This is a genomic window from Rhizobium sp. A37_96 (genome assembly GCF_053521765.1).
The window spans coordinates 950,411-968,273 of the sequence record NZ_JBNWDS010000001.1; the positions used below are offsets into that span (position 1 = coordinate 950,411).

19 protein-coding genes are annotated in these 17,863 nt (G+C 61.3%); 12 read left to right on the forward strand and 7 right to left on the reverse strand.

Annotation, left to right across the window (positions count from 1 at the left end):
• Positions 1–179: 179 nt before the first annotated feature.
• The 3 genes from ggt (at position 180) to ACQZ6J_RS04590 (ending at position 5,408) form a co-directional block, all read left to right on the forward strand.
• Positions 180–1,922 (forward strand): gamma-glutamyltransferase, encoded by a 1,743-nt coding sequence (gene ggt / locus ACQZ6J_RS04580; protein WP_449082262.1) that lies wholly within the window; start codon positions 180–182, stop codon positions 1,920–1,922.
• A gap of 348 nt (positions 1,923–2,270) precedes the next feature.
• A complete protein-coding gene (locus ACQZ6J_RS04585) occupies positions 2,271–3,725 on the forward strand; it encodes an MFS transporter (protein WP_163986529.1) in 1,455 nt (484 codons plus the stop codon).
• Between the two features lie 129 nt (positions 3,726–3,854).
• Positions 3,855–5,408, forward strand: a complete 1,554-nt coding sequence (locus ACQZ6J_RS04590) for an alpha/beta fold hydrolase (RefSeq protein ID WP_449082264.1) — start codon at positions 3,855–3,857, stop codon at positions 5,406–5,408.
• Between the two features lie 57 nt (positions 5,409–5,465).
• Here ACQZ6J_RS04590 and ACQZ6J_RS04595 read toward each other — a convergent pair whose 3' ends face one another.
• A complete protein-coding gene (locus ACQZ6J_RS04595) occupies positions 5,466–6,743 on the reverse strand; it encodes an L-fuconate dehydratase (RefSeq protein ID WP_449082266.1) in 1,278 nt (425 codons plus the stop codon).
• Positions 6,744–6,785: 42 nt separating this feature from the next.
• Positions 6,786–7,946 (reverse strand): CaiB/BaiF CoA transferase family protein, encoded by a 1,161-nt coding sequence (locus ACQZ6J_RS04600; RefSeq protein ID WP_449082268.1) that lies wholly within the window; start codon positions 7,944–7,946, stop codon positions 6,786–6,788.
• Positions 7,947–8,179: 233 nt separating this feature from the next.
• Here ACQZ6J_RS04600 and ACQZ6J_RS04605 point away from each other — a divergent pair, with 233 nt between their 5' ends.
• Positions 8,180–8,593, forward strand: a complete 414-nt coding sequence (locus tag ACQZ6J_RS04605; protein WP_449082270.1) for a carboxymuconolactone decarboxylase family protein — start codon at positions 8,180–8,182, stop codon at positions 8,591–8,593.
• A 57-nt stretch (positions 8,594–8,650) separates the two neighbouring features.
• Here the strand turns inward: ACQZ6J_RS04605 and ACQZ6J_RS04610 are convergent, their stop codons facing one another.
• The gene (locus ACQZ6J_RS04610) at positions 8,651–9,040 is read right to left on the reverse strand and encodes a BRA0787 family protein (RefSeq protein ID WP_449082272.1); all 390 of its coding nucleotides are present in this window, start codon (positions 9,038–9,040) and stop codon (positions 8,651–8,653) included.
• A 340-nt stretch (positions 9,041–9,380) separates the two neighbouring features.
• On the opposite strand from ACQZ6J_RS04610, the gene ACQZ6J_RS04615 reads away from it, so the two are divergent.
• The 4 genes from ACQZ6J_RS04615 (at position 9,381) to ACQZ6J_RS04630 (ending at position 12,807) form a co-directional block, all read left to right on the forward strand.
• Positions 9,381–9,884 (forward strand): cupin domain-containing protein, encoded by a 504-nt coding sequence (locus ACQZ6J_RS04615; protein WP_449082274.1) that lies wholly within the window; start codon positions 9,381–9,383, stop codon positions 9,882–9,884.
• A gap of 213 nt (positions 9,885–10,097) precedes the next feature.
• A complete protein-coding gene (locus ACQZ6J_RS04620) occupies positions 10,098–10,946 on the forward strand; it encodes a MetQ/NlpA family lipoprotein (RefSeq protein ID WP_163986536.1) in 849 nt (282 codons plus the stop codon).
• A gap of 129 nt (positions 10,947–11,075) precedes the next feature.
• The gene (locus tag ACQZ6J_RS04625) at positions 11,076–12,161 is read left to right on the forward strand and encodes a methionine ABC transporter ATP-binding protein (RefSeq protein WP_449082276.1); all 1,086 of its coding nucleotides are present in this window, start codon (positions 11,076–11,078) and stop codon (positions 12,159–12,161) included.
• The gene (locus ACQZ6J_RS04630) at positions 12,151–12,807 is read left to right on the forward strand and encodes a methionine ABC transporter permease (protein WP_449082278.1); all 657 of its coding nucleotides are present in this window, start codon (positions 12,151–12,153) and stop codon (positions 12,805–12,807) included. The genes ACQZ6J_RS04625 and ACQZ6J_RS04630 overlap by 11 nt, the downstream gene beginning before the upstream one ends.
• A gap of 63 nt (positions 12,808–12,870) precedes the next feature.
• Here the strand turns inward: ACQZ6J_RS04630 and ACQZ6J_RS04635 are convergent, their stop codons facing one another.
• Together ACQZ6J_RS04635 and ACQZ6J_RS04640 are read right to left on the reverse strand one after the other, a co-directional pair.
• Entirely contained in the window at positions 12,871–13,902 is a 1,032-nt protein-coding gene (locus ACQZ6J_RS04635; RefSeq protein ID WP_449082280.1) for a hydroxyacid dehydrogenase, read from the reverse strand.
• A gap of 51 nt (positions 13,903–13,953) precedes the next feature.
• Positions 13,954–14,652, reverse strand: a complete 699-nt coding sequence (locus ACQZ6J_RS04640) for a DNA-3-methyladenine glycosylase I (RefSeq protein WP_449082282.1) — start codon at positions 14,650–14,652, stop codon at positions 13,954–13,956.
• Positions 14,653–14,896: 244 nt separating this feature from the next.
• On the opposite strand from ACQZ6J_RS04640, the gene ACQZ6J_RS04645 reads away from it, so the two are divergent.
• The gene (locus ACQZ6J_RS04645; protein WP_163986541.1) at positions 14,897–15,157 is read left to right on the forward strand and encodes a DUF982 domain-containing protein; all 261 of its coding nucleotides are present in this window, start codon (positions 14,897–14,899) and stop codon (positions 15,155–15,157) included.
• Positions 15,158–15,401: 244 nt separating this feature from the next.
• Here the strand turns inward: ACQZ6J_RS04645 and ACQZ6J_RS04650 are convergent, their stop codons facing one another.
• Positions 15,402–16,052, reverse strand: a complete 651-nt coding sequence (locus ACQZ6J_RS04650; RefSeq protein WP_449082284.1) for a hypothetical protein — start codon at positions 16,050–16,052, stop codon at positions 15,402–15,404.
• Positions 16,053–16,148: 96 nt separating this feature from the next.
• Here ACQZ6J_RS04650 and ACQZ6J_RS04655 point away from each other — a divergent pair, with 96 nt between their 5' ends.
• Positions 16,149–16,403 carry a DUF982 domain-containing protein gene (locus ACQZ6J_RS04655; protein WP_163986543.1) on the forward strand — a complete coding sequence of 85 codons (255 nt, stop codon included), beginning with the start codon at positions 16,149–16,151 and terminating at the stop codon, positions 16,401–16,403.
• Between the two features lie 123 nt (positions 16,404–16,526).
• Positions 16,527–16,778, forward strand: coding sequence for a DUF6074 family protein (locus ACQZ6J_RS04660; protein ID WP_163986544.1), 252 nt, complete (start codon positions 16,527–16,529; stop codon positions 16,776–16,778).
• 5 nt (positions 16,779–16,783) lie between these two features.
• Here ACQZ6J_RS04660 and ACQZ6J_RS04665 read toward each other — a convergent pair whose 3' ends face one another.
• Positions 16,784–17,110, reverse strand: a complete 327-nt coding sequence (locus ACQZ6J_RS04665; RefSeq protein WP_449082287.1) for a hypothetical protein — start codon at positions 17,108–17,110, stop codon at positions 16,784–16,786.
• 357 nt (positions 17,111–17,467) lie between these two features.
• Between ACQZ6J_RS04665 and ACQZ6J_RS04670 the strand changes: the two genes are divergently transcribed.
• Complete coding sequence (locus ACQZ6J_RS04670; protein WP_449082289.1) at positions 17,468–17,722, forward strand: PilZ domain-containing protein; 255 nt, start codon at positions 17,468–17,470, stop codon at positions 17,720–17,722.
• Positions 17,723–17,863 lie beyond the last annotated feature (141 nt).

Sequence of the window (17,863 nt, forward strand, 5' to 3'; positions counted from 1 at the left end):
TCGGCATGAACGAGGCATTCGCCGTTGCATATGTGCAACTCTTCGCGGATCGACCCCGACCCCAACCATGCCGGCGGCATCTAAAAAATTGTAGCGGCGGATATCGCCATTTTCACGCTAGGCACCATGTCATTTACGGGGCATTTTCCATCAATATGACAACGGGAGGCATAGCCATCATGCGCCAGCTCCACCAGCGGGTGATTTCGTCGGTAACCCTGGTCACATTCGCGCTCTTTTCGGTGATGGCGAGAGCCGCCGCCCCGCCTCCGGTGGAGGCCGAACACGGCATGGTGGTCACGGCGCAGCACCTGGCCACCGATGTCGGCGTGGAGGTGCTGAAAAACGGCGGCAACGCCGTCGATGCAGCCGTTGCGGTCGGCTATGCCCTCGCCGTGGTCTATCCGACGGCCGGCAATATCGGCGGTGGCGGCTTCATGACCATCCGCCTGCGGGACGGCAAGACGACATTCCTCGATTTCCGCGAGCGTGCGCCGCTGGCGGCCACCAAGGGCATGTATCTCGACGACAAGGGCAACATCGTCAAAGGCGCCAGCACGGATGGCTATCTCGCCGTCGGCGTTCCCGGCTCTGTCATGGGCTTCGAGACCGCCCGCGAGAAATACGGCACGAAGTCCCGACAGGATCTGATGGCGCCGGCCATTCGTTACGCCAAGGAAGGCTTCACGCTGAACCAGGCCGACGCGGCGGAGCTTAACGAGGGCAAGAAGTGGCTCGCGCGCGATCCGGCCACCGCCGCGATCTTCACCAAGTCGGACGGCAAGCCCTTCGCGGCAGGCGATACGCTGACACAGCCGGACCTCGCCAGCGCCCTTTCCGGCATTTCGGATCAGGGACCGGACGGCTTCTACAAGGGGCCGGTCGCCAACGCCATCGTCAAGGCTAGCCAGGACAAGGGCGGCATTCTCGCAAACCAGGATTTCGAGCAATACAAGGTGCGCGAACTCGAACCCGTGAAGTGCGACTATCGCGGCTACCAGATCATTTCGTCGCCGCCGCCTTCTTCCGGCGGTATCATCATCTGCGAAATCCTCAACGTACTGGAAGGCTATCCGCTCTCCTATACCGGCTACGCCTCGGCCGACACGGTCCATTACATGGTCGAAGCCATGCGCTACGCCTATGTCGACCGCAACTCGGCGCTTGGCGACCTGGACTTCGTCGACAATCCCGTCGGCAAGCTTCTGGATAAGGCCTATGCCCAGAAGATCCGCGACGGCATCTCCCCTTACAAGGCGGGCGTCTCCAAGGACCTGATGCCCAAGGGCCTCGGCGAAAGCCACGAGACGACGCATTATTCGATCATCGACAACGACGGCAACGCCGTCGCCGTCACCTACACCCTGAACGGCTCCTTCGGCGCCGGCGTCGTCGCACCGGGCACCGGTATCCTGCTGAACAACGAGATGGACGACTTCACCTCCAAGCCCGGCGTACCCAACCTGTACGGTCTGGTGCAGGGCGAAGCCAACGCCATCCAGCCGAAGAAGACGCCGCTCTCGTCCATGAGCCCGACCATCATCGCCAAGGACGGCAAGCCCTTCATGGTAATCGGCAGCCCCGGCGGATCGCGCATCATCACCATCACGCTCGAGGCGATCATCAATGTCATCGATTTCGGCATGAACATCCAGGAAGCGATCGACGCGCCGCGCATTCATCACCAGTGGCTGCCGGACAAGGTCTACATGGAGCCGCACGCGCTTTCGCCCGATACGGTCAAGCTTTTGACGGGTATGGGTTACACGGTTCAGGTCGACAACGACTGGCCGATCTGGGGCCAATCGGCAGGCATCCTCGTCGGCGGCAAGAGCCTCGGCGACATCGCCAAGGGCGGCGGCGCCCGCTACAACGGCGCCATGGACAGCCGCGCCGGTTCCGGACTGGCGGCAGGCTACTGAGCGCTCGCCCGATACCGATGACTGAGACCGGTGCCGCTATCCCCGGCACCGGCCCTTTGCGGCGTAAATGTCTGACGAGACGAGCACATTATCTTACGCCGCAAAACCAAGCGTGAGCATTTCGGCGAGATATCCGGCCCATTCATTCACCTCGCGTTCATTTGTTGCGGATTTTCGGCGTACGTGCGTCATTTTTTTCATCCCATCAATAAGATTTGTGATTTCTGATATGGCAATCAGGCCGTGGCAGGAGTATACACACCGCCGTTCAAATAGGCCTTCGCGCCATGACCAGACTTGCGGTTCTGTCCTAGGACCCCACCGCACCATCGAGAGCGATCCCCGACAATGTCGGATCAGATATTCCAGGCCGCCCCCACCCGGCGGGCCGCACCGAATTTTCGTGTAGTGGCGCTTATTGTAGCAAGCGCGATGTTCATGGAGCAGCTTGACGCGACCGTGCTCGCGACGGCCCTTCCGACGATGGCGAGAGACTTCGGCGTCAGCGCGCCGGCCATGAGTATCTCGCTGACATCGTATCTGCTCAGCCTCGCAATCTTCATTCCCGCAAGCGGCGCCATTGCCGATCGCTTCGGATCGCGCACCGTCTTCCGCTCCGCCATCGCGGTTTTCGTCGTGGGATCGCTTCTGTGCGCGCAGGCTCCGAACCTGTTCTTCCTCGTGCTCGCGCGATTGCTGCAGGGTCTTGGCGGCGCCATGATGCTGCCCGTCGGCCGCCTCGTGCTGATGCGCAGCGTCGCCCGCAAGGACATGGTCAACGCCATGTCCTGGCTGCTGATCCCGGCGCTCGTCGGCCCCATCCTCGGGCCGCCGGTCGGCGGCATGTTCGTCACCTATCTCGACTGGCGCTGGATCTTCTACATCAACGTGCCGATCGGCGTCATCGGCTTCGTCCTCGTGACGATGTTCATCGAAGAGGTGAAGGGCCCCCGTGCCGGGCGCTTCGACCTCTCTGGCTTCATCCTATCGGGCATCTCGCTCGGATCGCTGCTCTTCGGCTTCGAAATGTCGAGCCGCGAGGGCGAAGGCTATCTGGCCATTTTCCTGATCTCCATCGGCCTCCTGTTCGGCATCGCCTATCTGCGCCACGCCCGCAAGCATCCCTCGCCGATCATGGATTTCTCGCTGATGAAGGTGCCGACCTTCCGCACCTCGGTCATCGCCGGCTCGCTGACGCGCATCAGCCAGGGGGCCCATCCCTTCCTGATTCCCTTGATGCTGCAGCTCGGTTTCGGCCTATCGGCGGCGGCAGCCGGCCAGATCGCCATTGCGACGGCGCTCGGCTCCATGGCGATGAAACCTTTCCAGGTCCGTATCCTGAGGAAACTCGGCTTCCGCACCGCTCTCATCATCTTCGGCCTGATCGGTACGCTCGGTTATGGCTTGTGCGCCATCTTCAAGCCCGACTGGCCGCTGCCCGTCATCTTCATGATCCTGTTCTTCTGCGGCTTCTTCATGTCGTTTCAGTTCACGGCCTACAACACGATCGCCTATGACGAGATCGAGCGGGACCGCATGAGCATCGCGACCAGCTTCTACTCGACCTTCCAGCAGCTGATGCTTTCGCTCGGCATTTGCGTCGCCGCCCTTGCCCTGCATGGCTCGATGCAATTCTTCGGCCACGCGAAAGCCGAGATGGCCGACTTCTCCATCGCCTTCATCGTCGTCACGGCCATCGCCCTTCTGGCGGTGATCTGGAACGCCAGCTTCTCGCGCACCGCCGGCTCCGAAATCAGCGGCCACCGCCGCAAATCGCCGGAAGAGAGCCTCGGCGAGCATTGAGGCTCGCCGCCGGCTGGCACAAACAATAGCGACTTTTGTGAACAGTGCCTCCATGGCAGGCGCATTGCATTGAACACTAGCAGCGGCCTAGATAGCGACCAGACACGAAATGACAGTCTGGAGCATCCCATGGTCGCCGGCATCCATCACATCACGCTCATCACCCGCAAGGTACAGGCGAATGTCGATTTCTACGTCGGCTTCCTCGGCCTGCGCCTCGTCAAGCGTACCGGCGGCTTCGAGGACGCCACGCAGCTTCACCTGCTCTACGGCGACGCCACGGGCTCGCCCGGCTCGCTGATCACCTTTCTCGTCTGGGAAGACGGTTCCCCCGGCCGGGCCGGCGTCGGTCAGGTCGGCGAGATTTCACTCGCCATCGATCCGGCGAGCATCGGCTTCTGGCTGACGCGCGCGCTCAGCGCCGGCCTCAAGCCGGAAGGCCCCTCGGAGGAATTCGGCGAGCCGGTCCTGCGCCTGAAGGATCCGGACGGCGTTATCGTCAAGCTGGTGGGAACCAACGCTTTGCAGCCGACGGCTCCCTGGGCAAGCGATACAATTCCGCGGGAGCACGCCATCCGCCGCATCCGCGGTGCGACGCTCTTCAGCGAGACGCCGGAGGAAACGCAGGCGACCCTGGTCGATCATTTCGACTACCGGCCGTCGGCAACCAGCGGCGCCATCAGCCGGCTGGTCTCCGAGCCGGGCGATATCCTCGACATCCGCGATGCACGCGGCTTCTGGGCAAGCGCGCCGGGCACCGGCACGGTCGATCACGTCGCCTTTCGCGCCAGGGACGATGCCGAACTGCAGTCGGTCCGCGCCGCGCTGCAGGCGGTCAATTCCTGGCCGACGGCGATGCATGACCGCAAATATTTCCGCTCGCTCTACGTCCGCGAGCCCGGCCGCATCCTGTTCGAGCTCGCAACGGATGCGCCCAGCATGCTGGTCGACGAGGACGAGGCAACGCTTGGCACGCGTCTGTTTGCCCCCGGCGACAAGCCGGCGCTTCTGGCCGAGCTGAACGTGATTCTGCCGCAGTTCTCCATGCCCGGCGAGCCGCGCGTCATCTATCGCGACCTGCCTTTCATCCACCGCTTCTTCACGCCCGAGCAGCCGAACGGCGATGTCTTCATCCTGCTGCACGGCTCCGGCGCCGATGAAACGACGATGCTGCCGCTCGCCCACAAGATCGACGCCGATGCGACCTTGCTGAGCGTGCGTGGCCGCGCGCTCGAGGAAGGTGCGCCGCGCTGGTTTCGCCGGATGGGACCGATGACCTTCGATCAGGCCGATATCGCCAGCGAAGCCGAAGCCTTTGCCGCCTTTATCGATGGCGCGATCCATGCCTATGGACTCGATCCGCAGCGCATCGTCTATATCGGCTATTCCAACGGCGCCAACCTGCTGAACGCCATGCTGTCGCTGCATCCGCATCTCATCCGCCGCGCCGTTCTGCTGCGGTCCATGGCCGTGTTGGCCGACCCACCGGCAGCCGACATGTCGGACGCCAACGTGCTGATCATCGCCGGCGAGAAGGATCTGTATGGCCCATATGCGCAGCCGCTCGTCGAACGCCTGCGCGGCGACGGCGCGAAGGTCGAGCTTGCGACCGTGCCTGCCGGTCACGATCTCGATGACGCGGATGTGCCCGTCATTCAGGCATGGTTAAAGCGGAACGTGTAGGGCCGACTTGTCGCAGACCCCTTCTCCCCGAGGGGAGAAGGGGTTCACGGCAGGGAATCAACCCTTGAAGGTATATTCCGTGATCGATTCCGGCTTCATCTCGATCGAGAAGCCCGGCAGGCTCGGCGGCATGTAGGCGGCGTCGCGGATGATGCAGGGGTCGATGAAATGCTCGTGCAGGTGATCGACATACTCGATCACGCGGCCGTCCTTGGTGCCTGACACGGCGATGTAGTCGATCATCGACAGGTGCTGCACATATTCGCAGAGACCGACACCGCCGGCATGCGGCCAGACCGGCAGTCCGTACTTGGCGGCAATCAGCAGCACGGCGAGAACTTCGTTGAGACCGCCCATGCGGCAGGAATCGATCTGGACGATGTCGATCGCGCCCTCGGCGATGAACTGCTTGAACATGATACGGTTCTGGCACATCTCGCCGGTCGCGACCTTCACCGGGCCGACGGCCTGGCGGATCTTGCGGTGTCCGGCGACATCGTCCGGGCTGGTCGGCTCTTCGATGAAGAAAGGCTTGGCGAAGGCAAGCTTGCGCACCCAGTCGATCGCCTGATTGACTTCCCAGACCTGGTTGGCGTCGATCATCAGATAGCGGTCGGGGCCGATCACCTCGCGGGCGATGGTGAGGCGGCGGATATCGTCTTCGAGATCGCGGCCGACCTTCATCTTCACATGGTTGAAGCCAGCGTCGATGGCTTCCTGGCAGAGCCGGCGCAGCTTGGCGTCGTCATAGCCGAGCCAGCCAGCGGACGTCGTGTAGCAGGCATAGCCCTCGCGTTCGAGGGTCGCAATGCGATCGGCCTTGCCGGCCTCCGCCTTCTTCAGGATGGCGACGGCTTCGTCCCGCGTCAGAACATCCGTGAGATAGCGATAGTCGACGATATCGGCGATCTGCTCCGCATCCATCTCCGAAACCAGACGCCAGACCGGCTTGCCGGCTTCCTTGGCGAGCAGGTCCCAGACCGCGTTGACGACGGCGCCGGTTGCCAGGTGCATCGCGCCCTTCTCCGGGCCGATCCAGCGCAGCTGGCTGTCGCTGGTCAGGTGCCGCCAGTATTTGCCGGGGTTTTCCAGCACCGTCTTGAGCTCCGTGCCGACGACGAGATGCCGCATCGCTTCGATCGCCATGCAGCAGATGTCGTTGCCGCGCCCGATGGTGAAGGTCAGTCCATGGCCGACAAGCCCCGGCCTGTCGGTATCGAGGATGACATAGGCTGCCGAATAGTCCGGATCCGGGTTCATCGCATCCGAACCGTCGAGGCTCTGCGATGTGGGGAAGCGCAAATCGAAAACGCGAAGATTGGTAATGCGCGTCATTGGAAAACTCCTTCTAAATCCATCGGCAACCTCTCGACCCCTTTAGCCAAGGTCGAACTCCTCCCAGAGCGCCGCATTATGCTCGCCAACGTGCGGGGCCGCACGCTCGAATTTCGGCCGCTGCCCGTCGATGCGGATGGGCGAGCGGGTAGTATGCAGGCTGACGCCGTCATCGCGCCCGACCGTCTGCAGCATGTCGAGAACGCGGAAGCCTTCGCTGCCCAGCAGCTCCGGCCAGTTCAGCACCCGTGCGCACCAGATGTCGGCCGGCTCGAGGATCGCAAGCCAGTCGTCCACATTTCGGGTGGCAATGCGCGCCGCGATCAGCGCCTTGATCTCGTCGCGCGACGTGAACCAGCTTTTCGGGTCGTCGCGATAGGGTGCCAGTTCCGCCATGCCCAGCAGATCGGCCAGCTTGGAAATCGGCGTCATGGCAATGGCGAGATAACCGTCGGCAGCGGGATAGACACCGTAGGGCGCGGAAAGATAGGCATGGGCGCTGCGGACATGCGAGCGCTCGGGCAACTTGTTGCCGCTGTTCATATGCACGCTCAGCACCTCGACCTGCAGATCGACCAGAGCCTCGAGCAGGCTGGTTTCGACCAGGCCGCCTTCGCCCGTGACGCCGCGCCGAACCAGCGCCGCGAGAATGCCCTGGGCCGCGGCGGCACCCGCCAGCATATCGCCGATAGCGAGGCCGAACGGCACGGGCCCCTGCCCTTCGTCGCCATTCAGCCACATGACGCCGGAGCGTGACTGCGCCAGAAGATCCTGCCCCGGCCGCGAGACCCACGGCCCTTCTTCGCCGTAACCGCTGATCGAGCAATAGACGAGGCGCGGATTGAGGTCGCGCGCAGCCTCGTAGCCCAGACCCAGCCGCTCGATCACGCCCGGGCGGAAATTCTGCACGAGAACGTCGGCTTTGGAGATGAGCTTGCGCAGCACACCCATGTCGCGCTCGTTTTTCAGGTCGATCGCCAGGCTCTCCTTGGAGCGGTTGATCGCATGAAAGATCGTGGAATCACCGCGCTCGTGATCGCTGAGATAGAGTCCGCGCGAGAGATCGCCCCCGGCTGGCCGCTCGATCTTGATGACCCTGGCGCCGAGATCCATCAGCCGCAGGGTGCAATAAGGACCAGACAGGAACTGGCTCATGTCGACGACGACCAGGCCGGCCAGCGGCAAGTCCTTCTTCAGCGCCATCGATATTCCCGCTCCCCTGATATCACCCCGGCTAGAAATGCCTGACCGCGTCGAGGAATGCCCCCACAACCGGCTTTCGCATCCGCCTCAGTTTTCTTATGTGAATAGTATTTTCACATATGGATGATTTTTGCAAACGAAAAGAGGCAGGATAATGGAAGCTCCACGCACCCCGGTCTTCGGGAAATGCATTATGCTGCCACGCGATGAGGGTTGCTGAAAGGAGAAACAGAATGACGACGGTCAAGTTGCTTGATGATGCGGAGGTGGAGGCAGTCCCGGCGGTCAAGGCGGTGTTCGACGACATTCGCGCGGTGAGAAAGTCCGACTTCGTCAATAACTTCTGGCGCGGCCTCGCCAATGACCCTGCTCTGTTGAAGCGGACCTGGGAAGGGCTGAAAGCCGTCATGATAGCGGAGGGCGCTCTTGATCCGCTCGTGCGCGAGATGATCTATATCGCCGTCTCCACGGCAAACGGCTGCACCTATTGCGTCCATTCCCACACGGCAGCGGCAAAGGCGAAGGGGATGACCGACGCCCAGCATGCGGAGCTGATGGCGGTCATCGGGCTGGCCGGACAGACCAACCACCTGGTCACGGCGATGCAAATCCCCGTCGATCCTGAATTCGATGTCAGCCGGCGCTGAACGCAAAAGGCCCGCCGGAACGTGCCGGCGGGCCCTCGATACGAGAATATCGTTCCTTTAGCGGTCCGATTTTTCCGGCGCCTGGGCATCCGCCGCAAGAACGGCGACGGTGAGGCCGTTGTTGACCGCCAGCAGCCTTTTGCGAACCAGCACGCCCATCACGCGGGCGGCGGTCGAAAAGGTCATCGTGTCGAGCGGACCTTCACCCTCCCAGGGCTTGGTCAGCCGCTCGGTCACGGCCGAGACGATGTTGTTGGGCACGATGTCTGTGCATTCGCGCATGGCTTCGAACACGACGCTGATGGGATGGATACGTCCCTCGAACGTCACGATCGGTTCGGTCACTTCGCTGTCCCATTCCTCGAAGGCATAGAGCGCTTCACGGAAGAGCTGCTGCAGGGTGATGGGGGCATGACCCTCATGAAGGGGCGGCAAGGCATTAGACATGTCTGTCTCCTTTCAATTGGAAGTCCGGCGCATGATATGTAAAGTATCGGTCTCCTCCGAGACCAGGCGCTGCTTCTTCAGTTTGGCGCGCCCCGAAACGCATTCCATGGGGGCAAGTGGCGCGGCAAACCATCTTGTGACCGGCGCAACGCGGGACACACACAAAATGTTCCCACCGGTCATTTAACTTGATCAAGTCTATAGATTAATCACGACTTGAAAAGCCTCTTTGACAACTTTCTGCAATTCCCTTTATTTTTGAATGGCTTCGGATAGAGTAAGACAACAGCGATCCTGTGGACGGGGCTGCGAATCTCTCTGCAAGGCCGAAAGGACGACTATGTGCGGCGATCATGAGCATGGGCATGAACACGGGAACGATCACGGTCATCAACCCGTCGATTGGCGCGAACACGGCATCAAGATCATTCCGGGCAATGCCCTCGATCCGAATACGGCGCAGACACCGGGCATGAGCCGCGCGACCGCAATCAACAATGCCCGCGCCGGCGCGGAAAAGATCTGGGCCGGGACTGTGACGATCCACGCGAACGCCAAGACCGGCGCCCACCATCACGGCGATCTCGAAAGCATCATTTATGTCGTCAAGGGCAAGGCGCGCATGCGCTGGGGCGAGAACCTGGAATTCGTCGCCGAAGCCGGCCCCGGCGATTTCATCTTCGTGCCGCCCTATGTGCCGCACCAGGAAATCAATGCCAGCCGCGACGAAACGCTCGAATGCGTTCTGGTCCGCTCCGGGCAAGAGCCGGTGGTCGTCAATCTCGACATCGAACCGGTGGAAAAGCCGGAGGAAGTCCTCTGGAAAGACCCGATCCACCGCTGATCGCGCCCAAGTTTTAAGCAAATGCCTATTTTGCCGTATAAATAATCTACAGTATTTATAGAAAATTAGTTTGCTCTTTCGCATCGCACAGAAAAGAGTTTTTCAGAACCGCAGCGCACAACGCATGATCCTGCTTCGCGGGCCGAACGCGCGTCTGAGATGATTGGGCCGTCAACGAGAGAACGATCTCGATCATCTGGAACAGGATTTCCCATGACTGAAAAGCTTTCCAAAGGTCTCGGCACGCTGCGCCTTTCCCGTAGGGCCGGCCTTGCCGCCATCTTTGCTTCCGCTGTCGCCGTTTTCGGCTTGACGGCAACCGCCCCGCAGTCTTTCGCCGCCGACAAGACGATCAAGGTCGGCATCATGAGCGGTGAGGACGAGGACGTCTGGCGGGTCGTTGTTTCCGAAGCCGCCAAGAAGGGCCTGAAGGTCGAGCCCGTAGTCTTCAACGACTACACGCAGCCGAACGAAGCTCTGGAGCGTGGAGAAATCGACGCCAACGCCTTCCAGCACCAGCCTTACCTCGACAACCAGGTGAAGCAGCACGGCTATCATATCGTCAATGTCGGCTTCACCGGCATCTGGCCGATCGGCCTCTATACCAAGAAGTATAAGACCGTGGCCGAGCTTCCGAAGGGCGCCGTCATCGGTGTTCCGAACGATCCGTCCAACGAAGGCCGCGCGCTTCTCGTCCTGCAGCATGAAGGCGTAATCAAGCTCAAGGATGGCACCGGCATCCTCGCCACCACCGCCGACATCGCGGAAAACCCGAAGAACGTCGAGATCAAGGAACTGGATGCCGGTATCGTCGGCCGTTCGATCGACGACCTCGACGCCGCCGTCGTCAACACCGACTGGGCGCTGAAGAGCGGCCTGACGCCGAAGGACCGCATTGCGCAGGAGCCGACCGAAGGCAATCCCTACCGCAACTTCATCGCCGTCAAGCAGGGCAGCGAGAAGGAGGACTGGGTGAAGACGCTGGTCGCCTCCTACCAGAACGACACCGTGAAGGCCGAATTCGACAAGGTCTACAAGGGTACCGGCCAGAGCGCCTATTGATAACCGGACGGCGCGGGGGACAGCGCTGAGCGGCGGGCGGCCGGGGCATCTTGCCCGGGCCGCCTTCGGTGTTTAAAGCCCAGCCCTCAACCCGCGCCGAACGCAAGAAAAGAAGATCGGGAAGCAGACATGAACTCCTTCATCCCCGCCACATCAATCGACGGGCAGGCGCCGCCTGAACGGGCGACGGGCGACGAAATCGTCCGCCTGGTCGATGTTCGCCGCCGGTTCGACACGACGCCCGCGCTGGACGGCGTATCGCTGATTGCCCGCCGCAGCGAAATCGTCGGCATCATCGGCCGCAGCGGCGCCGGCAAATCGACGCTGATCCGTTGCTTGAACGGGCTGGAACGCGCCGATAGCGGCGAGATCCACATCGAAGGCCGCGATATCGCCCGCCTTTCGGAGCAGGAGTTGCAGCCGCTGCGCCGTCGCATCGGCATGGTCTTCCAGCATTTCAATCTGCTCTCCGCAAAAACGGTCGAAGAGAACATCGCCCTGCCGCTCAAGATCGAAGGCGTCGGCAAGGCCGAGCGGCTGCAGCGTGCCCGCGAACTGCTCGACCTCGTCGGCCTGGCCGACAAGGCAAAGGCCTACCCGGCAGCGCTTTCCGGCGGCCAGAAGCAGCGCGTCGGCATTGCCCGTGCTCTCGCCGCCCGGCCGGCATTACTGCTGTCCGACGAGGCGACGTCGGCGCTCGACCCGGAAACCACCCGCTCCATTCTGGCGCTGCTGAAGGACATCAATCGCAAGCTCGGCCTGACGATCCTGCTCATCACCCACGAGATGGAAGTGATACGCTCCATCGCCGATCGCGTCGCCGTCATCGATGCGGGCAAGATCGTCGAAGAGGGCTCGGTCTGGTCCGTCTTCGCCAATCCGCAAACGGAAATCACGGCAAGCCTGCTTGGCGGCATCCGCCCGCAGCTGCCGGAGCACATTGCGGCACGCCTGTCGCCGACATCGGGCGCCGAAGCCATTCTCAGTGTCGATCTTGCCGGCCCGGCCGCGCAAGGGGCTCTGTTTGCAGAGCTTTCCGCAACCCTGCCGCGCTCCTTCTGGCTGGTCCACGGCGGCATCGATCACATCCAGAACCAGCCGGTCGCCCGTTTCTTCATCGCCGTGCCGACGCGGGAAGCGACCCTGCCGGCACAGGTCGGCGATTTTCTGAAAGCCCGCTCCGCCCGGGTGGAGGTTCTCGGCTATGACAACTGACGTTATTCTCAGCCTGCTGTGGCGCTCCTTCTGGGAAACCGTCTGGATGACCGGCGCATCCGGCCTGCTTTCTCTGGTCATCGGCCTGCCGCTCGGCCTTGCCCTCGTCGTCACCAGCCGCGGCGGCATTGCCGAGCAGCTGACGATCAACGGCATCCTTGCGGCGCTGGTGAACGGCTTTCGCGCCGTGCCCTTCGTAATCCTGCTGATTGCCTTGATTCCCCTGACGCGACTGATCGTCGGCACCTCGCTCGGCACGACGGCCGCGATCGTACCGCTGACCATCGCCGCGATCCCCTATTATGCCCGTATTGCCGAAGTCTCGCTGCGCGAAGTCGATCGCGGCCTGATCGACGCGGTGCGCGCCATGGGCGGCAATCGCTGGACCATCATCCGCGAGGTTCTGGTGCCGGAAGCCATGCCCGGCATCGTCGCGGGCTTCACGGTCACTCTGGTCACATTGATCGGCGCGTCCGCCATGGCCGGCACGATCGGCGGCGGCGGCCTCGGCGACCTTGCCATCCGCTATGGCTACCAGCGCTTCGAAACCAGCGTCATGATCGCCGTTGTCGTCGTGCTAATCATTCTGGTCTGCGGCATGCAGTGGCTGGGCGATCGCCTGGCTACCCGGCTCGATCGCCGCTAGCCTTGTCGTCATGAACTCGTTCCCGGCGCGAAAAGACATTGCGCCGGGAATGGAGCGCGGCGATCAGTTGCGCGTGACCGGCTTGGAACGCATGCGCGATACCGTTTCCCGCTCCGCGCGCTTGCAGCGCATCGGCGGCAGGCCGCGATCCATGAGATCCATATCCTCCAGCACCATGTCGCCCATTTTCTTGAAGGCGCTATCGAGCGCGCCGGCACGGTGAGCCGAACGAATGAAGCCCTTCAGCTTGCGAACCGGATGATCGGGGCCGAGCGGCTCCTCCGGATAGACATCGCTCGCCGCGACGATATGGCCGGAGGCGACCGCCGCCATCAGCGCATCGAAATCCACGACATCGGCCCGGCTGAGCAGGATGAAGGCCGCCCCCTTGCGCATCTTCGCAAAAGCCTCGGCGCCGAGAAAACCCTTGTTTTCGCTGGTGACGGAAGCAACCACGAAAACGAAATCGCTACCCGCGAGGACCTCGTCCAATCCGGCGGGCTGAACCCCATGTTCCCGAAGGATCGAGGGCGGCATCCAGGGATCGAACACCCTGACATTGGCGCGGAAACCGGAAAGCACCCGGTTCAGCGCCTTGCCGAGATCGCCGAAGCCGACGATGCCGATATCGCTGCCGGAAACGAGCCGCGCCTTGGCGTTGCCGTCACCGCCCCAGAGCTCCCTACCCTCGCGGAAATCCAGATCGGCATCGACGATGCCGCGCGCCAGGCTGAGCGCAAATCCCAGGCCGATTTCGGCCACCGGCTCGGCAAAGACCTGCCCGGTGGTGACGACATGGATGCCGCGTTCGAACAGCACCTCATAAGGCATGTTGTTGATGAGATTGCTCTCGACGTTGAGGATGCAGCGCAGTTGCCGCATGCGGTCCAGCGTCTCCCTCGACAAGGGCGGTTGGCCGATGATGTAGCGTGCCTCGCCGAGCACCTCGTCGCCCAGTCCGGCGATATTTTCCGGATCCCCCTCGACGATGCGATATTTCGCGTGAAGGAGCGACAGCGCGTCCCTGGTGAAAATAAGCTCGAGCGAGCGCGGCTCCGGCGCGCTGATGGCCAAGGGTCTGCTGTCGGTCGTCATTCTGTTCCTCCCCGTCTCGGGAGGCGATCCAATATCATTCGACGGGTGAGATCAATCCACCTCGTCCTCTTCGCCAGGCATTCCGACGGAGAAGGCGCAGATGCGCGAGAGATGGGTGAACGGCAGACCGGTCTCCGCATGCCAGGCATTGAACTGATCCTGGATCAACCGCAGATCCTTCTTGCCCGGCTTGCCCTCGGAAATGGGCACGCCCGCGAGCCGCAAGCAGACGAGAACGTCGTGGCTCATCACGAAGCTGTCGCGGCCGATCGCCCGCAGGAAATACTGCCCGGTCATGCCGCCCAGCCGGTTCGCCTGCTTGTCGAGGACTGCAAGCAAGCCGATCTGATCCTCCACGGGCCAATCGGCAAAGAAACGCGCGGCGCTGCCATGCTCGTCGGCAAGCCGGCGGATGAACTGAGCGTTGGCCTGCACGGACATGATCTTGGCGCCGTTGCGGATCACCCGCGTATCGGAGGTCAGGTCATGCCAATAGTCGTCGGGCGCAAGATTGAGAAACGCCGGATCGAACCCGGAAAAGGCAGCCTCGAACCCCGGCCATTTGGAATCGATGACGTTGCGCACGAAGCCCGCATAGAAGATATAGCGCGTCATCTCCGACAGGATCCGGTCGTCAGCAAGCCCGCGCAGGACATCCTGGTTCGGTGCCTGCGGCATCAAGGCCATCAACCCATCGGCCCCGCCCTTGCGTTTCTCGGCGCGCTCCTCAATCTCCGCAAAGCTTCCCATCGCGTCCCTCGTTCGGCTGTGCTGTCCGCCAAGTCTTTTATGATCTTACGCCGCCATGCAAGTAATCTCCGCACAATGATCGCTTGTGAAGACGTGACTCGAAAGTTGATCGCGCTGACGGTCGAATTGATTTTGCCGGTGATTGAAACAATTCCAGACTGCTCCAGATATCGCCTTGAAATTAACTTGAGATTTCACGCAGCGTGGCGTTAATTTCGGCGGCATCGGATCGGAGCCTCGTGCCATGAATAATAAAGACTGGAACTATCCCGTCATGGTCATCTGCAAGCGTACCGGAAAAATCTATACGGTCGCCAGCACCAAGGAAGCACTGGACATCCTTTTGAATGCGTGGCCCGTGGCTGAAGGCAAGGCGTTCATGATCGCATTGCAGATCTGCGCCGATGTCGAAAGAGGTCAAGGACAGTCGCTGGAGGCTCGAAACAGCTTTCTCGCGGCAGCGGCGGAGGCCGGTGTGCCGATCGAAATTCCGGTGGTTCAATAGGAAAAAGCGACCTTAAGGCACCCTTGTTCGCGTGCGGCGGGGCTGCCTGTCTCATTATCGGACAGGCACGATACACTGAACGGGAAAATTCCAGCGCCGGCCCCTCATGATCGTTGCGTTTTTGGTATTCATCCTCCTTGCGGCGATGTTTCGAGGCATATTGCGCACCCTCTTCGCAGGATTGGCGCTCCTCGCGGTCATCCTGCTGCTGATCGCCATATAGTGCTGACCGGTTGCGCAGCCGTTAGCCGCCGCCCCATTTTGAAACCGGCCGCGTTCGATTTTCCAGAAATTGCGAAACCTTTTGCCGCCGCAGGAGTTTCGATGGGAATGTCGGAGTACCATCGAAATGAACATGATCTTCAATACCGGCGATATTCGTTGGCAGGAGCCCGTCTATCTCCGTATCGGTTATGGCATGCCGGAAGCGATAAGAAGCCCGAAAGAAGCCTGCAATCACCTCCTTTTCCGTTGGCCGGCCATCAGAGGCGAGAAGTACAATGCAGCCCGGAGCCTCTGCCTTGAGGCGAACACCAATCCCCTTCTCTGCCGCAAAGCCAGAGAGATGTTCGTCGAGGCCTGCATCGAAGCCGACGTCCTTGACTAGGTCGTCATCCGGAAATTGAATCTGCCGCCGACCGCGAGGCGTAAGCCGTCTGCCGGTATCCTGGCGTGCATACTCAAGGATCGGCGTGACATTGCCGTCATAAGATCCGATCGGCTTAGGGACCCGGCCGGACTGGCAGCTTTTCGAACATATTCGGTCGTATGTCTGCTGAGCTTTTAGCCGGGTTCGGTTCCATGAAAGCTGTGCGATAATCCGACACAGCCAAATGGCTTGCGAGCGCTCGCGTCTTGCATCCAAGGCCGACGATTGAGCCTCGTCGGCAGGCAAACGAAACCAGCCTCGATGACCTCGGGCAGTCGGCGTTCGGTCCGGAATGCTTCTTGCTAGGTTACCGAAGCATATATGTTTCGGAGGTAATGCGTTTTGAAACGAAACACTTTACGGCCTTTTCCAGCCGTTACGCTGGTGATGGGAGAGAGTGGCGGGACCCGCCGCATCAATTCGGTGCATCAGGTCTCGGAGTTGCTGCTGCAACATTGGCCGGTCGAAAATGGTGAAGAATATGTTGCAGCGGTCCGTGTCTGCCTCGAAGCCATGCTCGGGGCCGTGCCGCCCGAAGCCGTGAGGGAAGCCCTGATCAGGGCCGCGCGGGAAGCCGGCATATCCGTCATGCAATGAACCAGCCGCCCGCTCCTCCGGCCTTGGTCGATATCTCTCGGACACAATTCACTTTTTATGAACCAGTGCCAGCGATGTTTCCATTAAGGGCAGGCGATTCGCCTTGCCAATGACGGAGAGAATATGTCGCTTCTACCATTCCCGGCCGACAGGCGTACCAGTGATGTCAGGCGGTGTGCCATAGCCCTGCAGCAGCTTCACGGAGAGGCGGCAAATCGCTTCTGGCGCTCGGAAATGGCAAGCTTTGCCAGCTCCCTGCGCGAGCAGGGAGTGGAGGACGGCGAAATCTCTCGGCAGGCCGGGCTCTTCATGCATGCAGTCCAGATGGAACTGCAGCTTGCCTATGCCGACGAGGAACTGAACGCCTTGGCCTGACGGCGCTATTTCGGCAATCTGCAAAATGCGATCGACTTTTCGCCGCTGGTCGGAGACCTGATCTGCACGGTCCATTCTGCGCCGGGGAAATGGAATCCCTTGGAAGAAGCCACGCCGGTGATCTGCACGCAGGCTTTTCTGGCATCGGCGATCGGCAGGTCTATCGTCGCCACGACGGCGTTTCGTCGGTTGGCAACCTGGCATGGCGCGGTGAACAGGCCGGTATTGTCGATCATCTTGCAAACCCGGAACGCATTGTTCACGGCGTCGTCGGCAGCCATTGCGGAATTGGCGACCACTAGCGCAGTGGTCACCGCCAAAAACAATCTCATTGAAAACCCCGATCCCCTATGGCGGCACGGTGCCAGAGCATGTTTCGTCTTGCAAGGCATTTAGCGCGGTTTTCCGGTGGCTGTCTGACAATACAACGCAGTCGGCGGCAACTTGTTCGCTGCCGGGATCGATGCCTTCGCCGGTCGCTGCATTATCGTGAAATCGAGCCCGGAGTTTGAGCCGGCATACGTCGCCAGGCGCCGGCCTTGGCGACCGCAACCAGTTGCCGCACCTAAAGGTTCTTCCCGTGTCCCATGCTCTCCGGCCTGAAAAACGCGCGCCCGGCAGGACCCTGTTAACTCCTTGATATTAGAATATTGAAAATTAGGAATATCCAGGTTCAGGGAACCCGTGAGATGACGACATTCTCGCCCGAAGGCCGCGCATCCGCTCGCAAACGAACGCTTCTCGGCGCAAAGATCATATTCAACGATGGGCATTCGGTCTTCGATTGCATCGTCAGAAATCTGTCTGAAACCGGCGCCCTGATCCATATGGAAAATCCGCTCTCCGCCCCGAACGCCTTCGACTTGCAGCTTTCGGACGCCCGGCTGCTGCCATGCGAGGTGCGCTGGCGGAAAATCAACAGCATGGGCGTCGAATTCCTGTGAAATGCACTGTCGCTCCGCATCGGACAAAGCCATCTCACCTTGACGGCCTGACCCGCTCAAGCCTGGCACAAGCTGACAAACCTAGCTTCCATGCCGCAGGATAAGGGGCCGGGACTATCGCTTGGATAAAGAGGTTTCCGC

What these genes read in the sequence shown, in the direction of transcription:
- ggt (WP_449082262.1), top strand. Translation starts at nt 180, where the DNA reads ATGCGCCAGCTCCACCAGCGGGTGATTTCGTCGGTAACCCTGGTCACA.
- ACQZ6J_RS04585 (WP_163986529.1), top strand. Translation starts at nt 2,271, where the DNA reads ATGTCGGATCAGATATTCCAGGCCGCCCCCACCCGGCGGGCCGCACCG.
- ACQZ6J_RS04590 (WP_449082264.1), top strand. Translation starts at nt 3,855, where the DNA reads ATGGTCGCCGGCATCCATCACATCACGCTCATCACCCGCAAGGTACAG.
- ACQZ6J_RS04595 (WP_449082266.1), bottom strand. Translation starts at nt 6,743, where the DNA reads ATGACGCGCATTACCAATCTTCGCGTTTTCGATTTGCGCTTCCCCACA.
- ACQZ6J_RS04600 (WP_449082268.1), bottom strand. Translation starts at nt 7,946, where the DNA reads ATGGCGCTGAAGAAGGACTTGCCGCTGGCCGGCCTGGTCGTCGTCGAC.
- ACQZ6J_RS04605 (WP_449082270.1), top strand. Translation starts at nt 8,180, where the DNA reads ATGACGACGGTCAAGTTGCTTGATGATGCGGAGGTGGAGGCAGTCCCG.
- ACQZ6J_RS04610 (WP_449082272.1), bottom strand. Translation starts at nt 9,040, where the DNA reads ATGTCTAATGCCTTGCCGCCCCTTCATGAGGGTCATGCCCCCATCACC.
- ACQZ6J_RS04615 (WP_449082274.1), top strand. Translation starts at nt 9,381, where the DNA reads ATGTGCGGCGATCATGAGCATGGGCATGAACACGGGAACGATCACGGT.
- ACQZ6J_RS04620 (WP_163986536.1), top strand. Translation starts at nt 10,098, where the DNA reads ATGACTGAAAAGCTTTCCAAAGGTCTCGGCACGCTGCGCCTTTCCCGT.
- ACQZ6J_RS04625 (WP_449082276.1), top strand. Translation starts at nt 11,076, where the DNA reads ATGAACTCCTTCATCCCCGCCACATCAATCGACGGGCAGGCGCCGCCT.
- ACQZ6J_RS04630 (WP_449082278.1), top strand. Translation starts at nt 12,151, where the DNA reads ATGACAACTGACGTTATTCTCAGCCTGCTGTGGCGCTCCTTCTGGGAA.
- ACQZ6J_RS04635 (WP_449082280.1), bottom strand. Translation starts at nt 13,902, where the DNA reads ATGACGACCGACAGCAGACCCTTGGCCATCAGCGCGCCGGAGCCGCGC.
- ACQZ6J_RS04640 (WP_449082282.1), bottom strand. Translation starts at nt 14,652, where the DNA reads ATGGGAAGCTTTGCGGAGATTGAGGAGCGCGCCGAGAAACGCAAGGGC.
- ACQZ6J_RS04645 (WP_163986541.1), top strand. Translation starts at nt 14,897, where the DNA reads ATGAATAATAAAGACTGGAACTATCCCGTCATGGTCATCTGCAAGCGT.
- ACQZ6J_RS04660 (WP_163986544.1), top strand. Translation starts at nt 16,527, where the DNA reads ATGTCGCTTCTACCATTCCCGGCCGACAGGCGTACCAGTGATGTCAGG.
- ACQZ6J_RS04665 (WP_449082287.1), bottom strand. Translation starts at nt 17,110, where the DNA reads ATGAGATTGTTTTTGGCGGTGACCACTGCGCTAGTGGTCGCCAATTCC.
- ACQZ6J_RS04670 (WP_449082289.1), top strand. Translation starts at nt 17,468, where the DNA reads ATGACGACATTCTCGCCCGAAGGCCGCGCATCCGCTCGCAAACGAACG.